The organism is Bacillus sp. FSL H8-0547, assembly GCA_038002745.1.
Taxonomy (GTDB): Bacteria; Bacillota; Bacilli; order Bacillales; family Bacillaceae; genus Bacillus_P.
Genome location: JBBODD010000001.1, coordinates 1,627,230 through 1,648,128, shown reverse-complemented (window position 1 = coordinate 1,648,128; position 20,899 = coordinate 1,627,230). Strand labels below are relative to the sequence as shown.

23 protein-coding genes, 2 rRNA genes and 1 pseudogene are annotated in these 20,899 nt (G+C 45.9%); 24 read left to right on the top strand and 2 right to left on the bottom strand.

The window, feature by feature from the left end; genetic code table 11:
• Window positions 1–5 precede the first annotated feature (5 nt).
• From rplO to MHB63_08020, 20 genes and pseudogenes are all read left to right on the top strand, one after another.
• The gene (gene rplO, locus MHB63_08115; GenBank protein ID MEK3806515.1) at window positions 6–446 is read left to right on the top strand and encodes a 50S ribosomal protein L15; all 441 of its coding nucleotides are present in this window, start codon (window positions 6–8) and stop codon (window positions 444–446) included.
• Window positions 446–1,741, top strand: a complete 1,296-nt coding sequence (gene secY / locus MHB63_08110) for a preprotein translocase subunit SecY (protein MEK3806514.1) — start codon at window positions 446–448, stop codon at window positions 1,739–1,741. The genes rplO and secY overlap by 1 nt, the downstream gene beginning before the upstream one ends.
• A gap of 56 nt (window positions 1,742–1,797) precedes the next feature.
• Window positions 1,798–2,451 (top strand): adenylate kinase, encoded by a 654-nt coding sequence (locus MHB63_08105; GenBank protein MEK3806513.1) that lies wholly within the window; start codon window positions 1,798–1,800, stop codon window positions 2,449–2,451.
• The gene (gene map, locus MHB63_08100) at window positions 2,448–3,194 is read left to right on the top strand and encodes a type I methionyl aminopeptidase (GenBank protein ID MEK3806512.1); all 747 of its coding nucleotides are present in this window, start codon (window positions 2,448–2,450) and stop codon (window positions 3,192–3,194) included. The genes MHB63_08105 and map overlap by 4 nt, the downstream gene beginning before the upstream one ends.
• 18 nt (window positions 3,195–3,212) lie before the next feature.
• A pseudogene (locus MHB63_08095) lies at window positions 3,213–3,538 on the top strand (KOW domain-containing RNA-binding protein).
• Entirely contained in the window at window positions 3,525–3,743 is a 219-nt protein-coding gene (gene infA, locus MHB63_08090; protein MEK3806511.1) for a translation initiation factor IF-1, read from the top strand. Before MHB63_08095 ends, infA begins: the two are co-directional and overlap by 14 nt.
• A gap of 32 nt (window positions 3,744–3,775) precedes the next feature.
• Complete coding sequence (gene rpmJ / locus MHB63_08085; protein MEK3806510.1) at window positions 3,776–3,889, top strand: 50S ribosomal protein L36; 114 nt, start codon at window positions 3,776–3,778, stop codon at window positions 3,887–3,889.
• Between the two features lie 22 nt (window positions 3,890–3,911).
• A complete protein-coding gene (gene rpsM / locus MHB63_08080) occupies window positions 3,912–4,277 on the top strand; it encodes a 30S ribosomal protein S13 (GenBank protein ID MEK3806509.1) in 366 nt (121 codons plus the stop codon).
• Between the two features lie 21 nt (window positions 4,278–4,298).
• Entirely contained in the window at window positions 4,299–4,688 is a 390-nt protein-coding gene (gene rpsK / locus MHB63_08075; GenBank protein MEK3806508.1) for a 30S ribosomal protein S11, read from the top strand.
• Between the two features lie 190 nt (window positions 4,689–4,878).
• Window positions 4,879–5,823, top strand: coding sequence for a DNA-directed RNA polymerase subunit alpha (locus MHB63_08070; protein ID MEK3806507.1), 945 nt, complete (start codon window positions 4,879–4,881; stop codon window positions 5,821–5,823).
• A 79-nt stretch (window positions 5,824–5,902) separates the two neighbouring features.
• On the top strand, window positions 5,903–6,265 hold the full coding sequence (gene rplQ / locus MHB63_08065) for a 50S ribosomal protein L17 (protein ID MEK3806506.1): 363 nt from the start codon (window positions 5,903–5,905) through the stop codon (window positions 6,263–6,265).
• A 179-nt stretch (window positions 6,266–6,444) separates the two neighbouring features.
• Window positions 6,445–7,287, top strand: coding sequence for an energy-coupling factor ABC transporter ATP-binding protein (locus MHB63_08060; protein ID MEK3806505.1), 843 nt, complete (start codon window positions 6,445–6,447; stop codon window positions 7,285–7,287).
• On the top strand, window positions 7,263–8,129 hold the full coding sequence (locus tag MHB63_08055; GenBank protein ID MEK3806504.1) for an energy-coupling factor ABC transporter ATP-binding protein: 867 nt from the start codon (window positions 7,263–7,265) through the stop codon (window positions 8,127–8,129). Before MHB63_08060 ends, MHB63_08055 begins: the two co-directional genes overlap by 25 nt.
• Complete coding sequence (locus MHB63_08050; protein MEK3806503.1) at window positions 8,126–8,923, top strand: energy-coupling factor transporter transmembrane protein EcfT; 798 nt, start codon at window positions 8,126–8,128, stop codon at window positions 8,921–8,923. Before MHB63_08055 ends, MHB63_08050 begins: the two co-directional genes overlap by 4 nt.
• A 9-nt stretch (window positions 8,924–8,932) precedes the next feature.
• The gene (truA, locus tag MHB63_08045) at window positions 8,933–9,673 is read left to right on the top strand and encodes a tRNA pseudouridine(38-40) synthase TruA (GenBank protein ID MEK3806502.1); all 741 of its coding nucleotides are present in this window, start codon (window positions 8,933–8,935) and stop codon (window positions 9,671–9,673) included.
• A gap of 153 nt (window positions 9,674–9,826) precedes the next feature.
• A complete protein-coding gene (rplM, locus tag MHB63_08040) occupies window positions 9,827–10,264 on the top strand; it encodes a 50S ribosomal protein L13 (GenBank protein ID MEK3806501.1) in 438 nt (145 codons plus the stop codon).
• A 20-nt stretch (window positions 10,265–10,284) separates the two neighbouring features.
• Window positions 10,285–10,677, top strand: coding sequence for a 30S ribosomal protein S9 (gene rpsI / locus MHB63_08035; protein ID MEK3806500.1), 393 nt, complete (start codon window positions 10,285–10,287; stop codon window positions 10,675–10,677).
• Between the two features lie 135 nt (window positions 10,678–10,812).
• Entirely contained in the window at window positions 10,813–11,253 is a 441-nt protein-coding gene (locus MHB63_08030; GenBank protein ID MEK3806499.1) for a DUF2521 family protein, read from the top strand.
• 73 nt (window positions 11,254–11,326) lie between these two features.
• Window positions 11,327–12,040 carry an N-acetylmuramoyl-L-alanine amidase CwlD gene (cwlD, locus tag MHB63_08025; GenBank protein ID MEK3806498.1) on the top strand — a complete coding sequence of 238 codons (714 nt, stop codon included), beginning with the start codon at window positions 11,327–11,329 and terminating at the stop codon, window positions 12,038–12,040.
• A gap of 112 nt (window positions 12,041–12,152) precedes the next feature.
• Window positions 12,153–13,211: a P-loop NTPase gene (locus tag MHB63_08020; GenBank protein MEK3806497.1), complete on the top strand. Its 1,059-nt coding sequence runs from the start codon at window positions 12,153–12,155 to the stop codon at window positions 13,209–13,211.
• A gap of 166 nt (window positions 13,212–13,377) precedes the next feature.
• Here the strand turns inward: MHB63_08020 and gerD are convergent, their stop codons facing one another.
• Window positions 13,378–14,019, bottom strand: coding sequence for a spore germination lipoprotein GerD (gerD, locus tag MHB63_08015; GenBank protein MEK3806496.1), 642 nt, complete (start codon window positions 14,017–14,019; stop codon window positions 13,378–13,380).
• A 139-nt stretch (window positions 14,020–14,158) separates the two neighbouring features.
• On the opposite strand from gerD, the gene MHB63_08010 reads away from it, so the two are divergent.
• Window positions 14,159–14,764, top strand: coding sequence for a KinB-signaling pathway activation protein (locus MHB63_08010; protein ID MEK3806495.1), 606 nt, complete (start codon window positions 14,159–14,161; stop codon window positions 14,762–14,764).
• Between the two features lie 35 nt (window positions 14,765–14,799).
• On the opposite strand, the gene pdaB is transcribed toward MHB63_08010, so the two are convergent.
• Window positions 14,800–15,564, bottom strand: a complete 765-nt coding sequence (pdaB, locus tag MHB63_08005) for a polysaccharide deacetylase family sporulation protein PdaB (protein MEK3806494.1) — start codon at window positions 15,562–15,564, stop codon at window positions 14,800–14,802.
• Window positions 15,565–15,685: 121 nt separating this feature from the next.
• On the opposite strand from pdaB, the gene MHB63_08000 reads away from it, so the two are divergent.
• The 3 genes from MHB63_08000 to MHB63_07990 all read left to right on the top strand — a co-directional run bounded on the left by MHB63_08000 (window position 15,686) and on the right by MHB63_07990 (window position 20,811).
• Window positions 15,686–15,898 (top strand): hypothetical protein, encoded by a 213-nt coding sequence (locus MHB63_08000; protein MEK3806493.1) that lies wholly within the window; start codon window positions 15,686–15,688, stop codon window positions 15,896–15,898.
• A gap of 240 nt (window positions 15,899–16,138) precedes the next feature.
• Window positions 16,139–17,676, top strand: a 16S ribosomal RNA gene (locus MHB63_07995).
• Window positions 17,677–17,880: 204 nt separating this feature from the next.
• Window positions 17,881–20,811, top strand: a 23S ribosomal RNA gene (locus MHB63_07990).
• The 16S and 23S rRNA genes sit together here, the layout of an rRNA operon.
• Window positions 20,812–20,899: the final 88 nt, after the last annotated feature.

Genomic DNA, 20,899 nt, shown 5'->3' with positions numbered 1-20,899 from the left:
TCCCGATGAAACTTCATGAATTAAAACCAGCAGAAGGGTCACGCAAAACACGCAATCGTGTTGGCCGTGGTACTGGTTCTGGTAACGGTAAAACAGCTGGTAAAGGTCATAAAGGACAAAACGCCCGTTCCGGCGGCGGTGTTCGCCCTGGATTCGAAGGTGGTCAAACTCCTTTATTCCGACGTCTGCCTAAACGCGGATTCACAAACATCAACCGTAAAGACTATGCGATTGTCAGCCTTGACAAACTTAATCTGTTCGAAGACGGTGCTGAAGTAACTGTTGAACTTCTAGTTGAAGCTGGAGTAATCAGCAAAGTGAAATCAGGCGTGAAAGTACTGGGCAACGGAAAGCTTGAGAAAAAGCTTACAGTTAAAGCCAATAAATTCTCTGCATCTGCTAAAGAAGCTATCGAAGCTGCTGGCGGTACAGTAGAGGTGATTTAATGTTTAAGACAATCTCCAATTTTATGCGCGTGGGTGATATCCGCAATAAAATCTTGTTCACCCTTCTAATGTTAATTATTTTTCGTATTGGTACGTTCATTCCTGTGCCTAACGTCAACGCTGACGTTTTAAAGGCTCAGGATGAAATGAATGTTTTCGGAATTCTTAACACCTTCGGAGGCGGTGCGCTGTATAACTTCTCGATCCTTGCGATGGGAATTATGCCGTACATTACAGCATCCATCATCGTGCAGTTATTGCAGATGGATGTCGTTCCGAAATTTACTGAATGGTCAAAGCAAGGTGAAGTTGGCCGTCGTAAACTAGCACAATTCACTAGATACTTTACGATTGTACTAGGTTTCATCCAAGCGTTGGGTATGTCTTACGGTTTTAATAATCTCGCTGGGGGATTATTAATTGAAAAGCCGGGAATTACAACGTACCTTTTAATTGCAGTTGTCTTAACAGCAGGTACTGCTTTTTTAATGTGGTTAGGAGAGCAAATCACATCTAAGGGTGTGGGTAATGGTATTTCCATTATCATTTTTGCGGGGATTGCAGCAGGAATCCCTACAACTCTTAACCAAATCTATGTGCAGCAATTCCAGGACGCTGGAGATCAGCTTTTCTTGAACATTGTAAAAGTTGCGCTGATAGTATTAGCGGTAATCGCAATTATAGTTGGAGTTATCTTCATTCAGCAGGCTCTTCGCAAGATCCCGATTCAATATGCGAAGAACTCAGCAGGCCGAGCTCCTGCGAAAGGTCAGTCTACTCACCTTCCGCTTAAAGTGAATCCTGCCGGTGTTATCCCTGTCATCTTTGCGGTTTCGTTCATTATCACACCGCCAACAATTGCTTCGTTCTTCGGATCCAATGATGTTACAAACTGGATCCAAAAAACGTTTGATTATACACAGCCTATCGGCATGATTGTATATGTTGCATTAATCGTTGCTTTTACTTACTTCTATGCATTTGTTCAGGTTAATCCGGAGCAGATGTCAGAGAATCTGAAAAAGCAGGGCGGATATATCCCGGGTATTCGTCCAGGGAAAAATACGCAGGATTATTTAACAAAAACTCTATACAGACTGACGTTTGTTGGTTCACTTTTCTTAGCAGCTATCTCAGTTCTTCCTGTATTCTTTATTAAGTTCGCTAACTTGCCAGCTTCTGCACAGATTGGCGGAACGAGCTTGTTGATCGTAGTAGGGGTTGCTCTTGAAACGATGAAACAACTTGAAAGTCAGCTTGTTAAGCGTCACTATAAAGGATTTATTAAACAGTAAGGTTATGGGACTTGTGTCCCTTTCCTTCTAAATAGAGACTGAGGGGGGTAATATTCTTGAATCTAGTATTAATGGGTCTGCCGGGAGCCGGTAAAGGCACACAGGCAGAACGAATCGTTGAAAAATATGAAATCCCTCATATCTCAACAGGGGATATGTTCAGAGCTGCCATTAAAGGTGAAACTGAGCTAGGTCTTAAAGCAAAATCCTTCATGGATCAAGGTGCTCTCGTTCCTGATGAAGTAACGATCGGTATCGTCCGTGAAAGATTAGGCAAGAATGATTGTGAAAAAGGTTTCCTGCTTGACGGATTCCCGCGCACAGTTGCTCAGGCTGAAGCTTTGGAAAACATCCTGTCTGATCTTGATAGAAAAATGGATTATGTCATTAACATTGAGGTTGATAAAGACATCCTGATGGAACGTCTTACAGGACGCCGCATCTGCAAACAATGCGGATCAACATATCATCTCGTTTTCAATCCTCCGGCTGCTGAAGGACGCTGCGACAAATGCGGCGGTGAACTTTACCAGCGTGAAGATGACAACGAAGAGACTGTTGCTAACCGGCTTGAAGTAAACCTCAAGCAGACACAACCTTTGCTGAATTTCTATGAAGAAAAAGGATATCTGCGTAATATTAATGGCCAGCAGGACATCAACAAAGTCTTCGCTGACGTTAATGAACTGCTTGGAGGATTAGGTGAATGATCATTTGTAAGACTCCACGTGAAATCGAAATTATGCGTGAGGCTGGTCGCATTGTCGCATTGACCCACCAGGAACTCCAAAAACATATACAGCCTGGAATTACAACAAAAGAACTGGATGCAATTGCCGAAAAGATTATTCGTGCAAACCATGCAATTCCTTCTTTTAAAGGTTATAATGGTTTTCGCGGGAGCATTTGTGCTTCTGTGAATGAGGAGCTCGTTCACGGAATACCTGGAGATCGAGTATTGCGTGAAGGAGACATTATCAGCATCGATATCGGTGCGAAGTATAATGGCTATCATGGTGACTCTGCTTGGACTTATCCTGTTGGAAACATCTCAGAGGAATCCAAAAAGCTTCTTGAAGTGACTGAGGAATCCCTCTACAAAGGTCTGGCTGAAGCCAAACCGGGTGAGAGACTATCCAATATATCACACGCTATTCAGACGTATGTTGAACAGCATCAATTCTCGGTCGTACGTGAATATGTTGGACACGGCGTTGGACAGGATTTACATGAAGATCCGCAGATTCCGCATTATGGTCCGCCAAACAAAGGTCCGAGGTTAAAACCTGGCATGGTCTTGGCGATTGAGCCAATGGTGAATGCCGGAAGCCGATATGTAAGAACTCTTGCTGACAACTGGACAGTTGTTACTCAGGACAGCAAAATGTGTGCTCATTTCGAACACACGATTGCCATTACAGAAACTGGCTATGAGATTTTAACTAAAGCCTAAATCCGCAGGTGATATTGTTTGAACGAAGCCGAATCGAGTCCGCGCATAGGTCAGTTTGTCTCTATTACTGAAGGCAGAGAAGCTGGACAATATGCTGTCGTGATCAGTATTTTAGATGAACGGTTCGTATTTATAGCAGACGGAGAGAAGCGACCCTTCCACTCCCCTAAAAAGAAGAATGTGAATCATCTAGAGTTTATTGATCGCGTATCTCCGGAAGTTCAGAACAGTATAAAAGAAACAGGACGTGTAACAAACGGAAAACTCCGGCATGCCCTGAAGACGTTTGTCAACGAGCAAGCTGCTGATTTGAAGAAGGGAGAATAATGAATGGCGAAAGATGATGTAATTGAAGTTGAGGGTACCGTACAGGAAACATTGCCAAATGCAATGTTCAAAGTAGAGCTTGAGAATGGTCATACGGTATTGGCGCATGTATCTGGAAAGATCCGCATGCATTTTATTCGCATTTTACCTGGAGACAAAGTTACGGTAGAATTATCACCATATGACTTGACTCGCGGCAGAATTACGTACCGTTTTAAATAAAACACTCCGCAACTAAGGAGGTAAGAGAAATCATGAAGGTAAGACCATCGGTTAAACCAATCTGCGAAAAGTGCAAAGTCATCCGCAGAAAAGGTAAAGTAATGGTAATTTGTGAGAATCCAAAACATAAACAAAAACAAGGTTAAAACTGAAGGAGGTGCAGCTTAAATGGCTCGTATTGCTGGTGTAGATATTCCTCGTGACAAACGCGTTGTAATTTCATTAACATATGTTTTCGGTATTGGACGTCCAACTGCTGGAAAAGTATTAGCTGAGGCTGGTGTTTCTGAAGATACACGTGTGCGTGACTTAACAGAAGAAGAACTAGGTAAGATTCGTGATATCGTAGACAAGTTGAAAGTTGAAGGTGACCTTCGCCGTGAAGTATCCCTAAACATCAAACGTCTGATTGAGATCGGCAGTTTCCGTGGCTTACGTCATCGCCGCAGTCTACCTGTTCGTGGTCAAAATACCAAAAATAACGCTCGTACTCGTAAAGGACCTCGTCGTACGGTTGCGAACAAGAAAAAATAAGGTAAAGGAGGTTAACCGACAATGGCTCGTAAAACGAACACTCGTAAGCGTCGCGTAAAAAAGAATATCGAGGCAGGTATTGCTCATATTCGTTCAACATTTAACAACACGATTGTTACTATTACAGACGTACATGGTAACGCTCTTTCTTGGTCAAGTGCAGGTTCACTCGGATTCAGAGGATCACGTAAATCCACTCCATTCGCTGCACAAATGGCTGCTGAAGCTGCAGCTAAAGGTTCTATTGAACACGGTATGAAAACTCTTGAAGTAACTGTAAAAGGACCAGGCGCAGGCCGTGAAGCTGCAATCCGTGCTCTTCAAGCTGCTGGTCTTGAAGTAACAGCTATCAGAGACGTTACTCCGGTTCCACATAACGGATGCCGTCCGCCAAAACGTCGTCGTGTATAATTTTTCTGTATAGATTTTGTATCCCTGTCAATAATGGGTTATGATACAGTTAAAAAGTTCTCGCAGAAAATAACTATTTGTTGTTGTGCACATTCGGGACTTTATAATGGGGAATTTCGGTTAGACACACGCCTTGGAGCTTCATAATCTGTCTAGCCGGGGTTTCGACGTTTTGAAGGAGGGTTTATAGATGATAGAAATTGAAAAACCAAAAATCGAAACGGTTGAAATCAGCGACGATGCCAAGTACGGCAAATTCGTCGTCGAACCACTCGAGCGTGGATATGGTACAACTTTGGGTAACTCCTTACGTCGTATTCTCTTATCCTCACTCCCTGGTGCCGCTGTAACATCAATCCAGATAGATAGTGTACTCCATGAATTCTCTACGATTGAAGGCGTTGTTGAAGATGTGACTACGATCATCTTAAACATTAAAAAACTTGCTCTTAAGATCTATTCAGAGGAAGAAAAAACGCTTGAGATCGATGTACAGGATGAAGGAGTTGTAACGGCTGCAGATATTACTCACGACAGTGACGTTGAAATTCTAAATCCGGACCTTCATATTGCTACATTAGCGAAGGGTGCACATTTCCGTATGAGATTGACTGCGAAACGCGGTCGCGGATATACTCCGGCTGATGCAAACAAAAGAGAAGATCAGCCAATCGGCGTTATCCCAATCGATTCTATTTATACACCTGTAGCACGCGTGTCCTATCAAGTTGAAAATACACGTGTTGGTCAAGTGTCAAACTATGATAAACTTACTTTTGATGTGTGGACTGACGGAAGCACAGGTCCGAAAGAAGCTATTGCACTTGGTGCAAAGATTCTGACTGAACACCTTAACATCTTCGTTGGGCTTACAGATGAAGCTCAAAACGCTGAGATTATGGTGGAAAAGGAAGAGGACCAAAAAGAAAAAGTTTTAGAAATGACGATCGAAGAATTGGATTTGTCAGTTCGTTCTTATAACTGTTTAAAACGTGCAGGCATTAACACTGTACAGGAGCTTGCTCATAAAACAGAAGAAGATATGATGAAAGTTCGCAACTTAGGTCGTAAATCTTTGGAAGAAGTGAAAGCGAAACTAGAAGAACTTGGCTTAGGTCTTCGTAAAGACGACTGACGACTAGTTAACAAGTTAACTAGCGTTTTCGCGTGTTTCTAAAATTAACACACAGTACTAACGAAGGAGGGAACACATAATGCCTTACAGAAAATTAGGACGTACAAGTGCTCAGCGTAAAGCGTTACTTCGTGATCTTACTACAGATCTAATCATCAGCGAGCGCATTGAAACTACTGAGGCTCGTGCGAAAGAATTGCGTTCAACTGTAGAAAAAATGATTACTTTAGGTAAACGTGGGGATCTTCATGCCCGCCGCCAAGCTGCTGCTTACATCCGTAACGAGGTAGCTAACGAAGAAGGCACGCAAAATGCACTTCAAAAACTATTCAGTGACATCGCACCGCGTTACTCAGAACGCCAGGGCGGTTACACGCGCATAATGAAACTTGGACCTCGCCGCGGCGACGGAGCACCAATGGTCATTATCGAATTAGTTTAATCATTATTTTCTTTACTCAGAGGGCGGGTCAGTTTTCCTGAAAACTGGATCTATGCCCTTTTTTTGTACACTCAGGCAGCCTCTCATCGTGATGAGGGGCCAATGAGTGCCGCAGCAGAGACAGAATAGAAGAGCATGGCTTTTGCGTCTGCGCAGGAGTACAGGTGAGGGAGGCAGCGATGGAAGAGACAATTATTGAAGTGGATCAGGTTACATTTCAGTATCATGAAGACGATGCAAGACCCGCCCTTAACGCTGTTTCGTTAAGTGTGAAAAAAGGCGAATGGCTTGCTGTTGTCGGACATAATGGTTCCGGCAAATCAACCCTTGCCAGAGTCCTCAACGGTCTTATACTGCCGCAGCACGGCCGCGTCGCCGTAAAAGGCATTCCATTAAATGAAGACTCGATTTGGGAAGTGCGCAAACAAGTTGGCATGGTGTTTCAAAACCCGGACAACCAATTTGTAGGAACGACCGTTAAAGATGATGTGGCTTTTGGTTTGGAAAACCACGGAGTGCCGCGGGAAGAAATGAAAAAGCGCGTCGAATGGGCTACTCAAAAAGTGAAGATGGAAGCATTTCTCGATCAAGAGCCGCACCATCTTTCAGGAGGCCAAAAGCAGCGCGTGGCCATTGCGGGTGTCATTGCCGTTCAGCCGCAGATCATTATTTTGGACGAAGCTACATCAATGCTTGATCCGCAGGGAAGAAGCGAAGTGATGGAGACAGTGCGCGAGCTTAACAGACAGGGGATCGTAACGGTCATTTCAATTACACATGACCTTGAAGAGGCCGCGAGAGCAGACAGGATTATCGTTATGAATGGCGGAGAAAAATTTGCTGAGGGCTCACCTGAAGAGATTTTCAAACTCGACCGCAAGCTGGTTGAAATAGGACTTGATCTGCCTTTTTCCTATCAGGTCAGCATGAAGCTGAGAGAAGCAGGCATTGCCCTCTCAAAGAACTACTTAGACGAAGAAAGCCTGGTGAATGAACTGTGGACATTACATTCCAAGAGCTAGAGCACAGATATCAGGCTCGTACGCCATTTGAACGTCTAGCGCTGCATGACATTAACCTGGAAATAAAAGACCGCTCGTTTGTTTCGATCATCGGACATACCGGTTCCGGCAAATCAACCATTCTTCAGCATCTGAATGGACTGCTTAAGCCTACAAAAGGTTCTCTTACTGTTGGTGAACGTAAAATAGAAGCAGGTAAAAAGGTCAAAGATCTGAAACCGGTCCGCAGGTCAGTAGCCATCGTCTTTCAATTTCCGGAGCATCAGCTTTTTGAGGAAACGGTTGAAAAGGACATCATGTTTGGTCCTATGAATTTCGGCGTCCCAGAAGAAGAAGCACGGGAAAAGGCCCGCAATGCTCTCAAGCTGGTCGGGCTTCCGGAAAACGTACTCCAGAAGTCACCGTTTGATTTGAGCGGCGGTCAAATGAGACGGGTCGCTATAGCTGGCGTTCTTGCCATCCAGCCTGAAGTGCTGGTTCTTGATGAACCGACTGCAGGGCTTGATCCGAGCGGAAGGAAAGAGATCATGGATCTTTTCTACTCTCTTCATAAGAGCAGGTCACTTACAACCGTTCTTGTCACACACAGCATGGAGGATGCCGCCCGCTACTCGGACGAAATTGTTGTGATGCATAAAGGCACCGTCCAGATGAAAGGCACGCCTGAAGAGATTTTCAGCCAGTCTGAAGTGCTCGTCTCAGCAGGGCTTGATCTTCCTGAAACCGTAAAGCTTCAAAAGACGATTGAGCAGAAGCTCGGGAAAGAGTGGAAAGGGATCTCACTTTCAATCGATGACCTTGTCAGTATGGTTGTACGCGGGATCAAAGGTGATTCCATATGATGAACAGCATGATTATCGGCAAGTATGTTCCCGGCGCCTCGCTCGTTCACAGAATGGACCCCCGTTCAAAGCTCACGATGATCTTTCTGTTTGTTTTTATCGTGTTTTTTGCCAACAATGCGGTGACGTATGCCATTCTCGGATTGTTTACCTTTTTTATCGTCGGTGCGACAAAACTGCCGCCAAGATTTCTATTGAACGGCTTAAAGCCGATCATATGGATTATCCTTTTTACGTTTATTCTGCATATTCTCGTGACAAAAGAAGGTCCTGTCCTGTTTGAAGCCGGCTTTCTTGCGGTTCACCGGGAGGGAGTGATCCAGGGGATTTATATTTCCCTCAGATTTCTGTTTCTTATCCTGCTTACGACCATCCTTACGCTAACGACAACACCGATTGAAGTAACAGACGGAATGGAAAGCCTGCTGCATCCTTTTAAAAAAATCGGCCTCCCGGTCCACGAACTTGCGCTGATGATGTCGATCTCACTCCGGTTTATTCCTACGCTTATGGAGGAAACGGATAAAATCATGAAAGCGCAGATGGCAAGGGGAGCTGACTTTACAAGCGGACCGATTAAACAAAGAATCAGTGCCATCATTCCGCTGCTTGTGCCGCTGTTTATCAGCGCGTTTAAGAGGGCGGAAGAGCTTGCTGTTGCGATGGAGGCAAGAGGCTACCAGGGAGGCGAAGGAAGAACGAAGCTTCGCGAGCTGACGTGGAGAGCCCTTGATACGATCATACTCGGCCTGCTGATTGCTGTAGGCATTGTTCTATTACTACTGCGTTCATAGGAGTTTACAATGAGGGTAAAATGCACCGTATCATATGACGGAACAGGATTCAGCGGATTTCAAATTCAGCCCGGACAGAGGACCGTTCAGGGTGAAATTGAAAAAGGCCTGAAAAAACTGCATAAAGGTCAGGAAGTGAAAGTTTTTGCATCAGGCAGAACAGATGCAGGTGTTCATGCCATCGGCCAGGTTCTTCATTTTGATACAGAGATCTACATTCCGGAGAGCAGATGGCCGAATGCCTTAAATTCGCTTCTTCCCGGAGATGTGGCTATTCAGGCTGCAGCATTTACGGAAGACGACTTTCATGCAAGGTACCATGTCCGTGCAAAGGAATACCGCTATAAAGTCAGCCGCTCGGAAGTCCGGGATGTGTTCAGCCGGAATTATGCGTATCATTATCCATATAAACTTGATTATGTGAAAATGCGGGAAGCGATAAAGTTTTTGATCGGCACCCACGATTTTACAAGCTTCTGTTCAGCTAAAACAGATAAAGAGGACAGAATCAGAACTTTATATGATATCGAATTTTACGAAGAAGACGATGTTCTGACATTCCGGTTTGTCGGTGACGGATTCCTCTACAATATGGTCAGAATCCTTGTCGGAACCTTGATAAATGCCGGGCGGGGAGTGCTGGATCCTTACCGGATTCCAGACATCCTGAAGGCGCGTGACCGTTCACTGAACGGGAAAACAGCCCCGGGTTCCGGATTATATTTGTGGAAAGTTTACTATGACAACTAAACCAGGTGTAACATTATCTTGACAATGTTGCCCGGACGTTATAAACTATCATATGGTATGTATTTCAACCCCACAAATAAGCCCCGGAAGAGTTTATCTGTGTTTTGAAATAGAATGATTAAATTTTAAATGAAAGATATTGGAGGGAAAATCATGCGTACAACATATATGGCGAAAGCAACTGAAGTTGAACGTAAATGGTTCGTGGTAGATGCTGCAGGCAAAACTCTAGGTCGTCTTGCCAGCGAAATTGCATCTGTTCTTCGCGGAAAACACAAACCAACTTATACACCACACGTAGACACTGGTGATCATGTAATTATCATCAATGCAGCACAAATCGAACTGACTGGAAAGAAACTGACTGACAAGATCTACTACCGTCACAGCCAATTCCCAGGCGGACTAAAATCAAGAACTGCTCTTGAAATGCGTACAAACTACTCTGAGAAAATGCTTGAACTAGCAATTCGCGGAATGCTTCCTAAAGGTTCTCTAGGACGTCAAATGTACAAAAAGCTGCATGTATATGCAGGCAACGAGCATCCACACCAAGCACAACAACCTGAAGTTTACGAACTTCGCGGTTAATTATTAAGGAGGTTATTAATTTGGCACAGGTTCAATATTACGGTACTGGCCGTCGTAAAAGCTCAGTAGCGCGTGTTCGTCTCGTTCCAGGCGAAGGCCGTATTGTTATCAACGATCGTGAAGTAAAAGACTATATCCCTTTCGCAGCTCTAATCGAAGACATCAAACAACCGCTTAACTTAACTGAAACAGCTGGAAGCTATGATGTTTTAGTAAATGTTAATGGCGGTGGATTCGCTGGCCAGGCTGGCGCTATCCGTCACGGCATCTCACGTGCACTTTTAGAAGCAGATCCAGAATATCGCGGCACTCTTAAGCGTGCAGGTCTTCTGACTCGTGACGCACGTATGAAAGAACGTAAAAAATACGGTCTTAAAGGCGCTCGTCGTGCACCTCAGTTCTCAAAACGTTAATTTTTTCTTCAAAAACCACAGCGGTTCTGCTGTGGTTTTTTATTTTCCCCCAAAAAATTCACCACCCGCAGACAATCTTTACCTCGCATGAAACCGGCCCCCGGAAAAACAATAGACTGAGGGGGCATATACATCATGGAAAAGATTACTTCACTTTCAGATAAACGAAGAGAAAAGCAAATAAACTATGAGCGCATTATCCTGAAAGAATTGACACTCACCCAGCTGAAGGCGAAAGCCTATGAGTGTTTCGGTGTCTATATGCATTCAGGATCGATTGATTATTCCGCCATTGAAGAAGGCTGCATCGATTATTCTATAGAAGCCTTCCTGCTCGGTGCCAGCTACAGCAGATTCGGCTATTACGGCGAACCGCAGAAGTCAGTCAGCATGAGGTCAAGCCGGGAGGAAAAAGAGTTAACTGACCAACTATTTGATTACATGCTCATATGGGGAAACCACGGTGATGATTTTAAAAACGAATCGGTTTACTATGCATGTGAGCACTTGATTCATTCATGGTGGTCAGAAGGGTTTGAAAAAGGAGCAAAGAGGCTGAAGCTCAGACTTCATTAAAACGCTATTGCCTAATCATATTTCCTGTTTGTCCGCCATATAGTGGTAAAGGACGGGCAGGAGGGTGGAAAAAATGAAAAACAAGCTGAGATGGTTTGGCTTTGGGGCAGGCTTTATCTTATTGCTTTTATTATTTCAATTTCAATTTAATAACGACAGCTCTTGGAAGTCCTGGAATCTGCCGCTGACAGGAAAGGTTATCTACATAGATCCCGGACACGGCGGGCCGGACGGCGGAGCGGTAGGAACGGAGCATCTGGAAAAAGACATTGCCCTTGCCATTTCAAAGCAGATCAGAGACTACCTGCAGGAACAGGGGGCACTCGTCCTTCTCACACGAGAAAGAGATACAGACCTTGCGGATAAGAGTACGAAGGGCTATTCAAAAAGAAAAGGTGAGGACCTGAGAAAGCGCCTGGAGCTGATTAACGACTCTGAAGCAGATATGTATTTAAGTATTCATCTTAATGCTATTCCCTCCAGACAGTGGAGCGGGGCACAAACGTTCTACCACTCCAAGATGGAGGAAAATCAGGTGCTTGCCAAATTTATTCAGGATGAACTAAGGCGCAACCTGGAGAACACTGACCGCAAAGCCAAACAGATGAATACGATTTACCTGATGAAACACATCGATAAGCCTGGTGCTCTGGTAGAAGTGGGTTTTCTGTCTAATCCCGATGAAGCGCGCCTTCTTGGCACCGATGAATATCAGGATAAAGTGGCGGCTTCTATTTATAACGGCATCCTGCGCTATATGACGAACGAAAAAAATCCTCCTGAGTAGGGATGGATTTTTTTGTTTTCCCTGAATGCCTTAAGCTATAAACCCAGGAGTCCCAATTTTCTTTCAAATTATGATATACTGATGAAAACGAATACAACAAAGGGTGGTTAACATGCTGAATGAGCAAACAGCTCGCAAAATCGTCGGAGAACTAAAAGAACCTTTTTTACATAGAAGCCTTGAAGAACTGAATGCCATAGAAGAAATTTCAGTGAAAGCTGAGAAAAACCATATCAGCATGAAAATCGGTATTGCAAAGACAGGGACGTCTGAGCAGATGCAGCTTCAGCAGGAGATTGTCGCAAAACTTAAAGAAGCAGGCGCAGGCACAGTCGGTCTTCGCTTTACAGAACTTCCCCAGGAAGTAACAGCAAAATATCAGGCGCCTAAACAAGAGGATCCCTCTCTGCTGTCATCAGCCAAGCAGCCTGTCTACATTGCAATTGCCAGCGGTAAAGGCGGCGTCGGAAAATCGACTGTTTCCGTTAATTTAGCTGTGGCTCTTGCCCGTCTCGGCAAAAAAGTCGGACTTATTGATGCGGATATTTACGGATTCAGTGTGCCGGACATGATGGGTATTACGAAACGTCCTGTTGTAAGGGGAGAGAGAATTATTCCGGTTGAGCGTTTTGGCGTCCAGGTCATCTCTATGGGCTTTTTTGTAGAGGATAATGCACCGGTTATCTGGAGAGGGCCGATGCTTGGAAAAATGCTGAATAACTTCTTTCAGGAAGTAGAGTGGGGAGATCTTGACTATCTGCTTTTAGACCTTCCTCCGGGCACCGGAGACGTAGCGCTTGATGTCCATGCAATGCTTCCTTCCTGCAAAGAAATCATTGTAACGACTCCGCATCCTACAGCTGCTTTTGTTGCAGCAAGAGCGGGTGCTATGGCGCTTAGAACTGATCATGAAGTGATTGGTGTCGTTGAAAACATGTCCTATTTTGAAAGCAGAACAACAGGAGAAAAAGAGTACGTCTTCGGCAAAGGCGGAGGAGAAAAGCTTGGACAGGAGCTTAATGTCCCTGTGCTTGGAAATATTCCGCTTCAGCAGCCTGACTGGAACGAAAAGGACTTTGCTCCTTCCGTATATGCAGCAGATCATCCTACTGGAGAGATCTACTCATCAATCGCTAAAAAGGTTGCAGAGATTGTGCCTGTAAATGTATAAACAAAAGCGCCAACGTTTTGGCGCTTTGCTAAAGGTATATGACATTTAGAGCGTAATTGTCCAGCGCCCCGGTAGTCCGGCGCAGCGGATCCGGCGGAAAAGTCAAACCCGGACTTTTCAGCCGGGTCCTTTTCTGTCTGTCGGGCCCTGAGCAGTGCGCTTCTCTCTATTGGCCGCCTTGTCCGGATTCTTCGGACTTGCCGCCTTGCCCTGAGTCCTCTCCGCTGCCGCCTGAGCCTCCGCCGCCTTGCTGGTTCGTTTCTTTAGCTGCTTTCAGCAGAGTTTCTTCAAGCTTGGCTTTAAACAGGGGACTTTCAATCGTCTCTGTGATGACCTCCTGAAGGTGTTTGCGGTATTCCTGGCTTTGGAGAACTTTCATCGTCTGTTTCTCCATCTCAGGATTTTCAAGGACGCCAATGAGCATCTTTTGATACTCCGGGTCTTTCATCAGCCCTTTAATAACCTTCTCGTGTTCGGTCTGAAGGCTTTTTGCAAAACTTTCACTGAACTTTGGATCTTCAAATGTTTTTTTCCAGAACTCCTGTCCCTTTTCAGACGTCAGGGTTTTGGAAATGGTGTCAGAGACAACTTTCTGATCCATGATCAGGTTTTGCTTCATATCATCATTTTTAAGGATTTCCTGAATGGCTTTTTTTCCGTCATCGGTTTTTAAAATATCGACAACCATTTTCTTTGTTTCTTCATAATCGAGCTGTCCTGAAGGCTGATCTTTAGGTGCGCAGCTCGCGAGGAAAAAACACATGGCTGTAAGTGTCAGAATTGAGAGCAACCTTCGCTTTTCCATCATGCAAAGCTCCTTTCCATTTAAAGTTGCTTATTTCTAATATGAATGAATCGGCCTGTTTTAATACTGGTAATTAACATAGCTTTTTACAAAAGACACTGGTAAAATTTTTGGAGTAGAATACATATTGGGGGATACAATTGTGAACAGTAGAAATTGGGTTCGGTTATTTTTATCGACTCTGCTTGTCGGCGGCATCACTACGAGTATTACTGGTTTTGCCTTAAGATGGGGAGATTATAAAGAGTTTTTCTTATCGTTTGACATTGTTGAGATTCTCTCCATTTTGCTTTGGCTCGTTGGAGTCGGATTTATTTTCAGCATCATCAGCCAAATGGGATTTTTCGCATATTTGACGATTCACCGGTTCGGACTTGGAATCTTTCGTACTGCTGCTTTATGGAATGCCATTCAAATTGTGCTGATCCTGTTCGTTATCTTTGATTTGGTTTATTTCCGTTATCAGCTGTTCGCAGCTGAAGGTGATTCAGCTGTTCCTTATATCATGATTGCCTTCTTTTTGCTGTTATTCAGTGCAGCGGTCGCTTATATCAAGATGAAACAGACAAACAAAATGGCTTTCATACCGGCCCTGTTTTTTATGACAGTCGTTACAACGGTCGAATGGGTGCCTGCATTGCGTGTAAATGAAGGTGACTGGCTGTACTTAATGCTGATTCCGCTGCTTCTATGCAATGCCTATCAGCTGCTGCTCTTATCTAAATTATCACAAACTAAAAAAAGCTAAGCCCTGTTATTCAAGGCTTAGCTTTTTTCATAAGGTTATTTAACTTCCGTTGATTTGGCTGTTCCTCCCGAAATTAAATCCGCTACCGTCACGTTATTCAGGCCTTTTTGTTTCAGCCCTTCAACTATTTGCGGAAGTGCCTTCTGTGTCTGCTTGGCGGAATCAGAGGCATGAAGCAGAATAATATCTCCTCCCTGAACCGCATCATTTACATTTTTCACAATGGTGCTGACACCGGGATTGGTCCAGTCATCTGAATCTACACTATAATGAACGACAGTGTATCCGTATCTTTCGGCAATCGTCAGGATCTCCTGATTGAAGTTACCTGTAGGCGGCCGGAGAAGTTTAATATCTTTCAGTCCGAGTTCGCTGAATACATCCTGCGCCATGAGAATATCACGCCGTATTTCATCTGCCTCAAGCGAGGTGTAGTTTTTATAGGCATATCCCATGCTCCCGACCTGGTGTCCATCCTTTACAATTTGCTTCACTATCTCAGGGTGCCGCTCAGCCCAGGCTGCTGAAAGAAAAAAGGTCGCATTTGTCACACCATTTTTCTTCAGAGTATCAAGAATCGGCTTTGCCTTTTCATCCCCCCAGCTGATGTCAAACGTAAGGGAAACGCTGTTTGCTTTCTCTTCTCCCCTAAAAACAGCCTTTGGCCCGTCTGCTGTTGAGAAAACAGGAAATTGAAGGACATTTTCTATATATAAAATACCGGCAGTAAAGAGAGCGGCAATGACAATGATGAGCAGCTGTTTCACTTTTTTTATATGCAGTACATAGAAATTGTTCATTCTGATCAGCCCCGTCCCTAATGTTCTTGTCTCATATGTATGCCAAGCTGTGAAGAATATGATTAGAAAAATTCAAGTTGTGCCATAATGATAAAACTTACGCATCTTAGAGGAGGATCATATGTCAAAAGGGTTTATCTTCAATGATAAAGAAGCTCAGGAAATGGAGCTGCTGCTTGAACAGGAACTTCAGATCATAAGCAATATTCTTATTGACGACAGTCTCACATTTGTTCAAAAAAGATCACTTCTTGAAAAAAGAGAATTGCTGGGCAACTTATACAAAATCATAAGCGGGAAAATTGATTTTCATTTTATGCAAAATAATTTATAAAACATATTGACCTTGAAGTGGAAATGGTGGTATATTATTCTTCGTCGCTGAGAAACAAATGAATTTTTAAAGTCTTAAAAAACTTCAAAAAATCCTGTTGACACAGTGATGGTCACCATGTTAAATTATATAAGCCGTCACCACTGACGAGCGAAAATGATCTTTGAAAACTAAACAAAACCAAAAGCGTACCAAACGTTTTAAATTTTTAAGTCAGCAACATTTATGAGTCACAAATTTTCTTCGGAGAGTTTGATCCTGGCTCAGGACGAACGCTGGCGGCGTGCCTAATACATGCAAGTCGAGCGGACCTCTTCGGAGGTCAGCGGCGGACGGGTGAGTAACACGTGGGCAACCTGCCTGTAAGACTGGGATAACTCCGGGAAACCGGAGCTAATACCGGATACTATGTCAAACCGCATGGTTTGACATTCAAAGACGGTTTCGGCTGTCACTTACAGATGGGCCCGCGGCGCATTAGCTAGTTGGTGAGGTAATGGCTCACCAAGGCAACGATGCGTAGCCGACCTGAGAGGGTGATCGGCCACACTGGGACTGAGACACGGCCCAGACTCCTACGGGAGGCAGCAGTAGGGAATCTTCCGCAATGGACGAAAGTCTGACGGAGCAACGCCGCGTGAGTGATGAAGGTTTTCGGATCGTAAAACTCTGTTGTCAGGGAAGAACAAGTGCCGGAGTAACTGCCGGTGCCTTGACGGTACCTGACCAGAAAGCCACGGCTAACTACGTGCCAGCAGCCGCGGTAATACGTAGGTGGCAAGCGTTGTCCGGAATTATTGGGCGTAAAGCGCGCGCAGGCGGTTTCTTAAGTCTGATGTGAAAGCCCCCGGCTCAACCGGGGAGGGTCATTGGAAACTGGGAAACTTGAGTGCAGAAGAGGAGAGTGGAATTCCACGTGTAGCGGTGAAATGCGTAGAGATGTGGAGGAACACCAGTGGCGAAGGCGACTCTCTGGTCTGTAACTGACGCTGAGGCGCGAAAGCGTGGGGAGCGAACAGGATTAGATACCCTGGTAGTCCACGCCGTAAACGATGAGTGCTAAGTGTTAGAGGGTTTCCGCCCTTTAGTGCTGCAGCTAACGCATTAAGCACTCCGCCTGGGGAGTACGGTCGCAAGACTGAAACTCAAAGGAATTGACGGGGGCCCGCACAAGCGGTGGAGCATGTGGTTTAATTCGAAGCAACGCGAAGAACCTTACCAGGTCTTGACATCCTTTGCCACTTCTAGAGATAGAAGGTTCCCCTTCGGGGGACAAAGTGACAGGTGGTGCATGGTTGTCGTCAGCTCGTGTCGTGAGATGTTGGGTTAAGTCCCGCAACGAGCGCAACCCTTGATCTTAGTTGCCAGCATTCAGTTGGGCACTCTAAGGTGACTGCCGGTGACAAACCGGAGGAAGGTGGGGATGACGTCAAATCATCATGCCCCTTATGACCTGGGCTACACACGTGCTACAATGGATGGTACAAAGGGCTGCGAGACCGCGAGGTTTAGCCAATCCCATAAAACCATTCTCAGTTCGGATTGCAGGCTGCAACTCGCCTGCATGAAGCTGGAATCGCTAGTAATCGCGGATCAGCATGCCGCGGTGAATACGTTCCCGGGCCTTGTACACACCGCCCGTCACACCACGAGAGTTTGCAACACCCGAAGTCGGTGGGGTAACCGCAAGGAGCCAGCCGCCTAAGGTGGGGTAGATGATTGGGGTGAAGTCGTAACAAGGTAGCCGTATCGGAAGGTGCGGCTGGATCACCTCCTTTCTAAGGATATGAGGTCGCTTTTGGTTTTTGTTTAGTTTTGAGAGATCATTCTCTCTATATGAAAGAAGGCAATCATTGATGATCTGCCGGTTGTTCTTTGAAAACTGGATAACGTAATTGATAACAAGTAATTCACTGAGATTTACGCTTACCATAGTGATTTTTCTTAGACTTTACAGTCTAAACAAACGATTGACCAATTTTGGTTAAGTTATGAAGGGCGCACGGTGGATGCCTTGGCACTAGGAGCCGATGAAGGACGGGACTAACACCGATATGCTTTGGGGAGCTGTAAGTAAGCTTTGATCCAGAGATTTCCGAATGGGGAAACCCACTGTTCGTAATGGAACAGTATCTTTACCTGAATACATAGGGTACTGAAGGCAGACCCGGGGAACTGAAACATCTAAGTACCCGGAGGAAGAGAAAGCAAATGCGATTTCCCAAGTAGCGGCGAGCGAAACGGAATCAGCCCAAACCAAGAGGCTTGCCTCTTGGGGTTGTAGGACACTCTATACGGAGTTACAAAGGAACGGGGTAGATGAAGCGGCCTGGAAAGGCCTGTCATAGAAGGTAAAAACCCTGTAGTCGAAACTTCGTTCCCTCCAGAGTGGATCCTGAGTACGGCGGGACACGTGAAATCCCGTCGGAATCCGGGAGGACCATCTCCCAAGGCTAAATACTACCTAGTGACCGATAGTGAACCAGTACCGTGAGGGAAAGGTGAAAAGCACCCCGGAAGGGGAGTGAAAAGATCCTGAAACCGTGTGCTTACAAGTAGTCAGAGCCCGTTAACGGGTGATGGCGTGCCTTTTGTAGAATGAACCGGCGAGTTACGATCCCGTGCAAGGTTAAGTTGATGAGACGGAGCCGCAGCGAAAGCGAGTCTGAATAGGGCGAATTAGTACGTGGTCGTAGACCCGAAACCAGGTGATCTACCCATGTCCAGGGTGAAGTTCAGGTAACACTGAATGGAGGCCCGAACCCACGCACGTTGAAAAGTGCGGGGATGAGGTGTGGGTAGCGGAGAAATTCCAATCGAACTTGGAGATAGCTGGTTCTCTCCGAAATAGCTTTAGGGCTAGCCTCGAGTATGAGAGTCTTGGAGGTAGAGCACTGATTGGACTAGGGGCCCTCATCGGGTTACCGAATTCAGTCAAACTCCGAATGCCAAAGACTTGCTCCTCGGGAGTCAGACTGCGAGTGATAAGATCCGTAGTCAAGAGGGAAACAGCCCAGACCGCCAGCTAAGGTCCCAAAGTATACGTTAAGTGGAAAAGGATGTGGAGTTGCTTAGACAACCAGGATGTTGGCTTAGAAGCAGCCACCATTTAAAGAGTGCGTAATAGCTCACTGGTCGAGTGACTCTGCGCCGAAAATGTACCGGGGCTAAACGTATCACCGAAGCTGCGGACTGTTCTTACGAACAGTGGTAGGAGAGCGTTCTAAGGGCGTCGAAGCCAGACCGGAAGGACTGGTGGAGCGCTTAGAAGTGAGAATGCCGGTATGAGTAGCGAAAGAGGGGTGAGAATCCCCTCCACCGAATGCCTAAGGTTTCCTGAGGAAGGCTCGTCCGCTCAGGGTTAGTCGGGACCTAAGCCGAGGCCGAAAGGCGTAGGCGATGGACAACAGGTTGATATTCCTGTACCACCTCCTCACCATTTGAGCAATGGGGGGACGCAGGAGGATAGGGCAAGCGCGCTGTTGGATATGCGCGTCCAAGCAGTTAGGCCGGGAAGTAGGCAAATCCGCTTCCCATATAAGGCTGAGCTGTGATGGCGAGGGAAATTTAGTACCGAAGTTCCTGATTCCACACTGCCAAGAAAAGCCTCTAGCGAGGTGAGAGGTGCCCGTACCGCAAACCGACACAGGTAGGCGAGGAGAGAATCCTAAGGTGAGCGAGAGAACTCTCGTTAAGGAACTCGGCAAAATGACCCCGTAACTTCGGGAGAAGGGGTGCTTTTTAGGGTGAATAGCCCTGAAAAGCCGCAGTGAATAGGCCCAGGCGACTGTTTAGCAAAAACACAGGTCTCTGCGAAGCCGCAAGGCGAAGTATAGGGGCTGACGCCTGCCCGGTGCTGGAAGGTTAAGGGGAGAGGTTAGCGCAAGCGAAGCTTTGAACCGAAGCCCCAGTAAACGGCGGCCGTAACTATAACGGTCCTAAGGTAGCGAAATTCCTTGTCGGGTAAGTTCCGACCCGCACGAAAGGCGTAACGATCTGGGCACTGTCTCAACGAGAGACTCGGTGAAATTATAGTACCTGTGAAGATGCAGGTTACCCGCGACAGGACGGAAAGACCCCGTGGAGCTTTACTGCAGCCTGATATTGAATTTTGGTACAGCTTGTACAGGATAGGTAGGAGCCTTGGAAGCCGGAGCGCCAGCTTCGGTGGAGGCATTGGTGGGATACTACCCTTGCTGTATTGAAATTCTAACCCGCAGCCCTTACCGGGCTGGGAGACAGTGTCAGGCGGGCAGTTTGACTGGGGCGGTCGCCTCCTAAAATGTAACGGAGGCGCCCAAAGGTTCCCTCAGAATGGTTGGAAATCATTCGCAGAGTGTAAAGGCACAAGGGAGCTTGACTGCGAGACCTACAAGTCGAGCAGGGACGAAAGTCGGGCTTAGTGATCCGGTGGTTCCGCATGGAAGGGCCATCGCTCAACGGATAAAAGCTACCCCGGGGATAACAGGCTTATCTCCCCCAAGAGTCCACATCGACGGGGAGGTTTGGCACCTCGATGTCGGCTCATCGCATCCTGGGGCTGTAGTCGGTCCCAAGGGTTGGGCTGTTCGCCCATTAAAGCGGTACGCGAGCTGGGTTCAGAACGTCGTGAGACAGTTCGGTCCCTATCCGTCGTGGGCGCAGGAAATTTGAGAGGAGCTGTCCTTAGTACGAGAGGACCGGGATGGACGCACCGCTGGTGTACCAGTTGTCTTGCCAAAGGCATCGCTGGGTAGCTATGTGCGGAAGGGATAAGTGCTGAAAGCATCTAAGCATGAAGCCCCCCTCAAGATGAGATTTCCCATCACATTTGTGAGTAAGAACCCTGAAAGATGATCAGGTTGATAGGTCTGAGGTGGAAGCGCGGTGACGTGTGGAGCTGACAGATACTAATCGTTCGAGGACTTAACCACAGTCTAACTAAGCGTAAATTGCACGTGAATCTTGTTATCAAACGTTATTCAGTTTTGAAAGAATAACTTCTTTCAAAAAAAGCTTGAA

What these genes read in the sequence shown, in the direction of transcription:
- rplO (MEK3806515.1), top strand. Translation starts at nt 6, where the DNA reads ATGAAACTTCATGAATTAAAACCAGCAGAAGGGTCACGCAAAACACGC.
- secY (MEK3806514.1), top strand. Translation starts at nt 446, where the DNA reads ATGTTTAAGACAATCTCCAATTTTATGCGCGTGGGTGATATCCGCAAT.
- map (MEK3806512.1), top strand. Translation starts at nt 2,448, where the DNA reads ATGATCATTTGTAAGACTCCACGTGAAATCGAAATTATGCGTGAGGCT.
- infA (MEK3806511.1), top strand. Translation starts at nt 3,525, where the DNA reads ATGGCGAAAGATGATGTAATTGAAGTTGAGGGTACCGTACAGGAAACA.
- rpmJ (MEK3806510.1), top strand. Translation starts at nt 3,776, where the DNA reads ATGAAGGTAAGACCATCGGTTAAACCAATCTGCGAAAAGTGCAAAGTC.
- rpsM (MEK3806509.1), top strand. Translation starts at nt 3,912, where the DNA reads ATGGCTCGTATTGCTGGTGTAGATATTCCTCGTGACAAACGCGTTGTA.
- rpsK (MEK3806508.1), top strand. Translation starts at nt 4,299, where the DNA reads ATGGCTCGTAAAACGAACACTCGTAAGCGTCGCGTAAAAAAGAATATC.
- MHB63_08070 (MEK3806507.1), top strand. Translation starts at nt 4,879, where the DNA reads ATGATAGAAATTGAAAAACCAAAAATCGAAACGGTTGAAATCAGCGAC.
- rplQ (MEK3806506.1), top strand. Translation starts at nt 5,903, where the DNA reads ATGCCTTACAGAAAATTAGGACGTACAAGTGCTCAGCGTAAAGCGTTA.
- MHB63_08060 (MEK3806505.1), top strand. Translation starts at nt 6,445, where the DNA reads ATGGAAGAGACAATTATTGAAGTGGATCAGGTTACATTTCAGTATCAT.
- MHB63_08050 (MEK3806503.1), top strand. Translation starts at nt 8,126, where the DNA reads ATGATGAACAGCATGATTATCGGCAAGTATGTTCCCGGCGCCTCGCTC.
- truA (MEK3806502.1), top strand. Translation starts at nt 8,933, where the DNA reads ATGAGGGTAAAATGCACCGTATCATATGACGGAACAGGATTCAGCGGA.
- rplM (MEK3806501.1), top strand. Translation starts at nt 9,827, where the DNA reads ATGCGTACAACATATATGGCGAAAGCAACTGAAGTTGAACGTAAATGG.
- MHB63_08030 (MEK3806499.1), top strand. Translation starts at nt 10,813, where the DNA reads ATGGAAAAGATTACTTCACTTTCAGATAAACGAAGAGAAAAGCAAATA.
- cwlD (MEK3806498.1), top strand. Translation starts at nt 11,327, where the DNA reads ATGAAAAACAAGCTGAGATGGTTTGGCTTTGGGGCAGGCTTTATCTTA.
- MHB63_08020 (MEK3806497.1), top strand. Translation starts at nt 12,153, where the DNA reads ATGCTGAATGAGCAAACAGCTCGCAAAATCGTCGGAGAACTAAAAGAA.
- gerD (MEK3806496.1), bottom strand. Translation starts at nt 14,019, where the DNA reads ATGATGGAAAAGCGAAGGTTGCTCTCAATTCTGACACTTACAGCCATG.
- pdaB (MEK3806494.1), bottom strand. Translation starts at nt 15,564, where the DNA reads ATGAACAATTTCTATGTACTGCATATAAAAAAAGTGAAACAGCTGCTC.
- MHB63_08000 (MEK3806493.1), top strand. Translation starts at nt 15,686, where the DNA reads ATGTCAAAAGGGTTTATCTTCAATGATAAAGAAGCTCAGGAAATGGAG.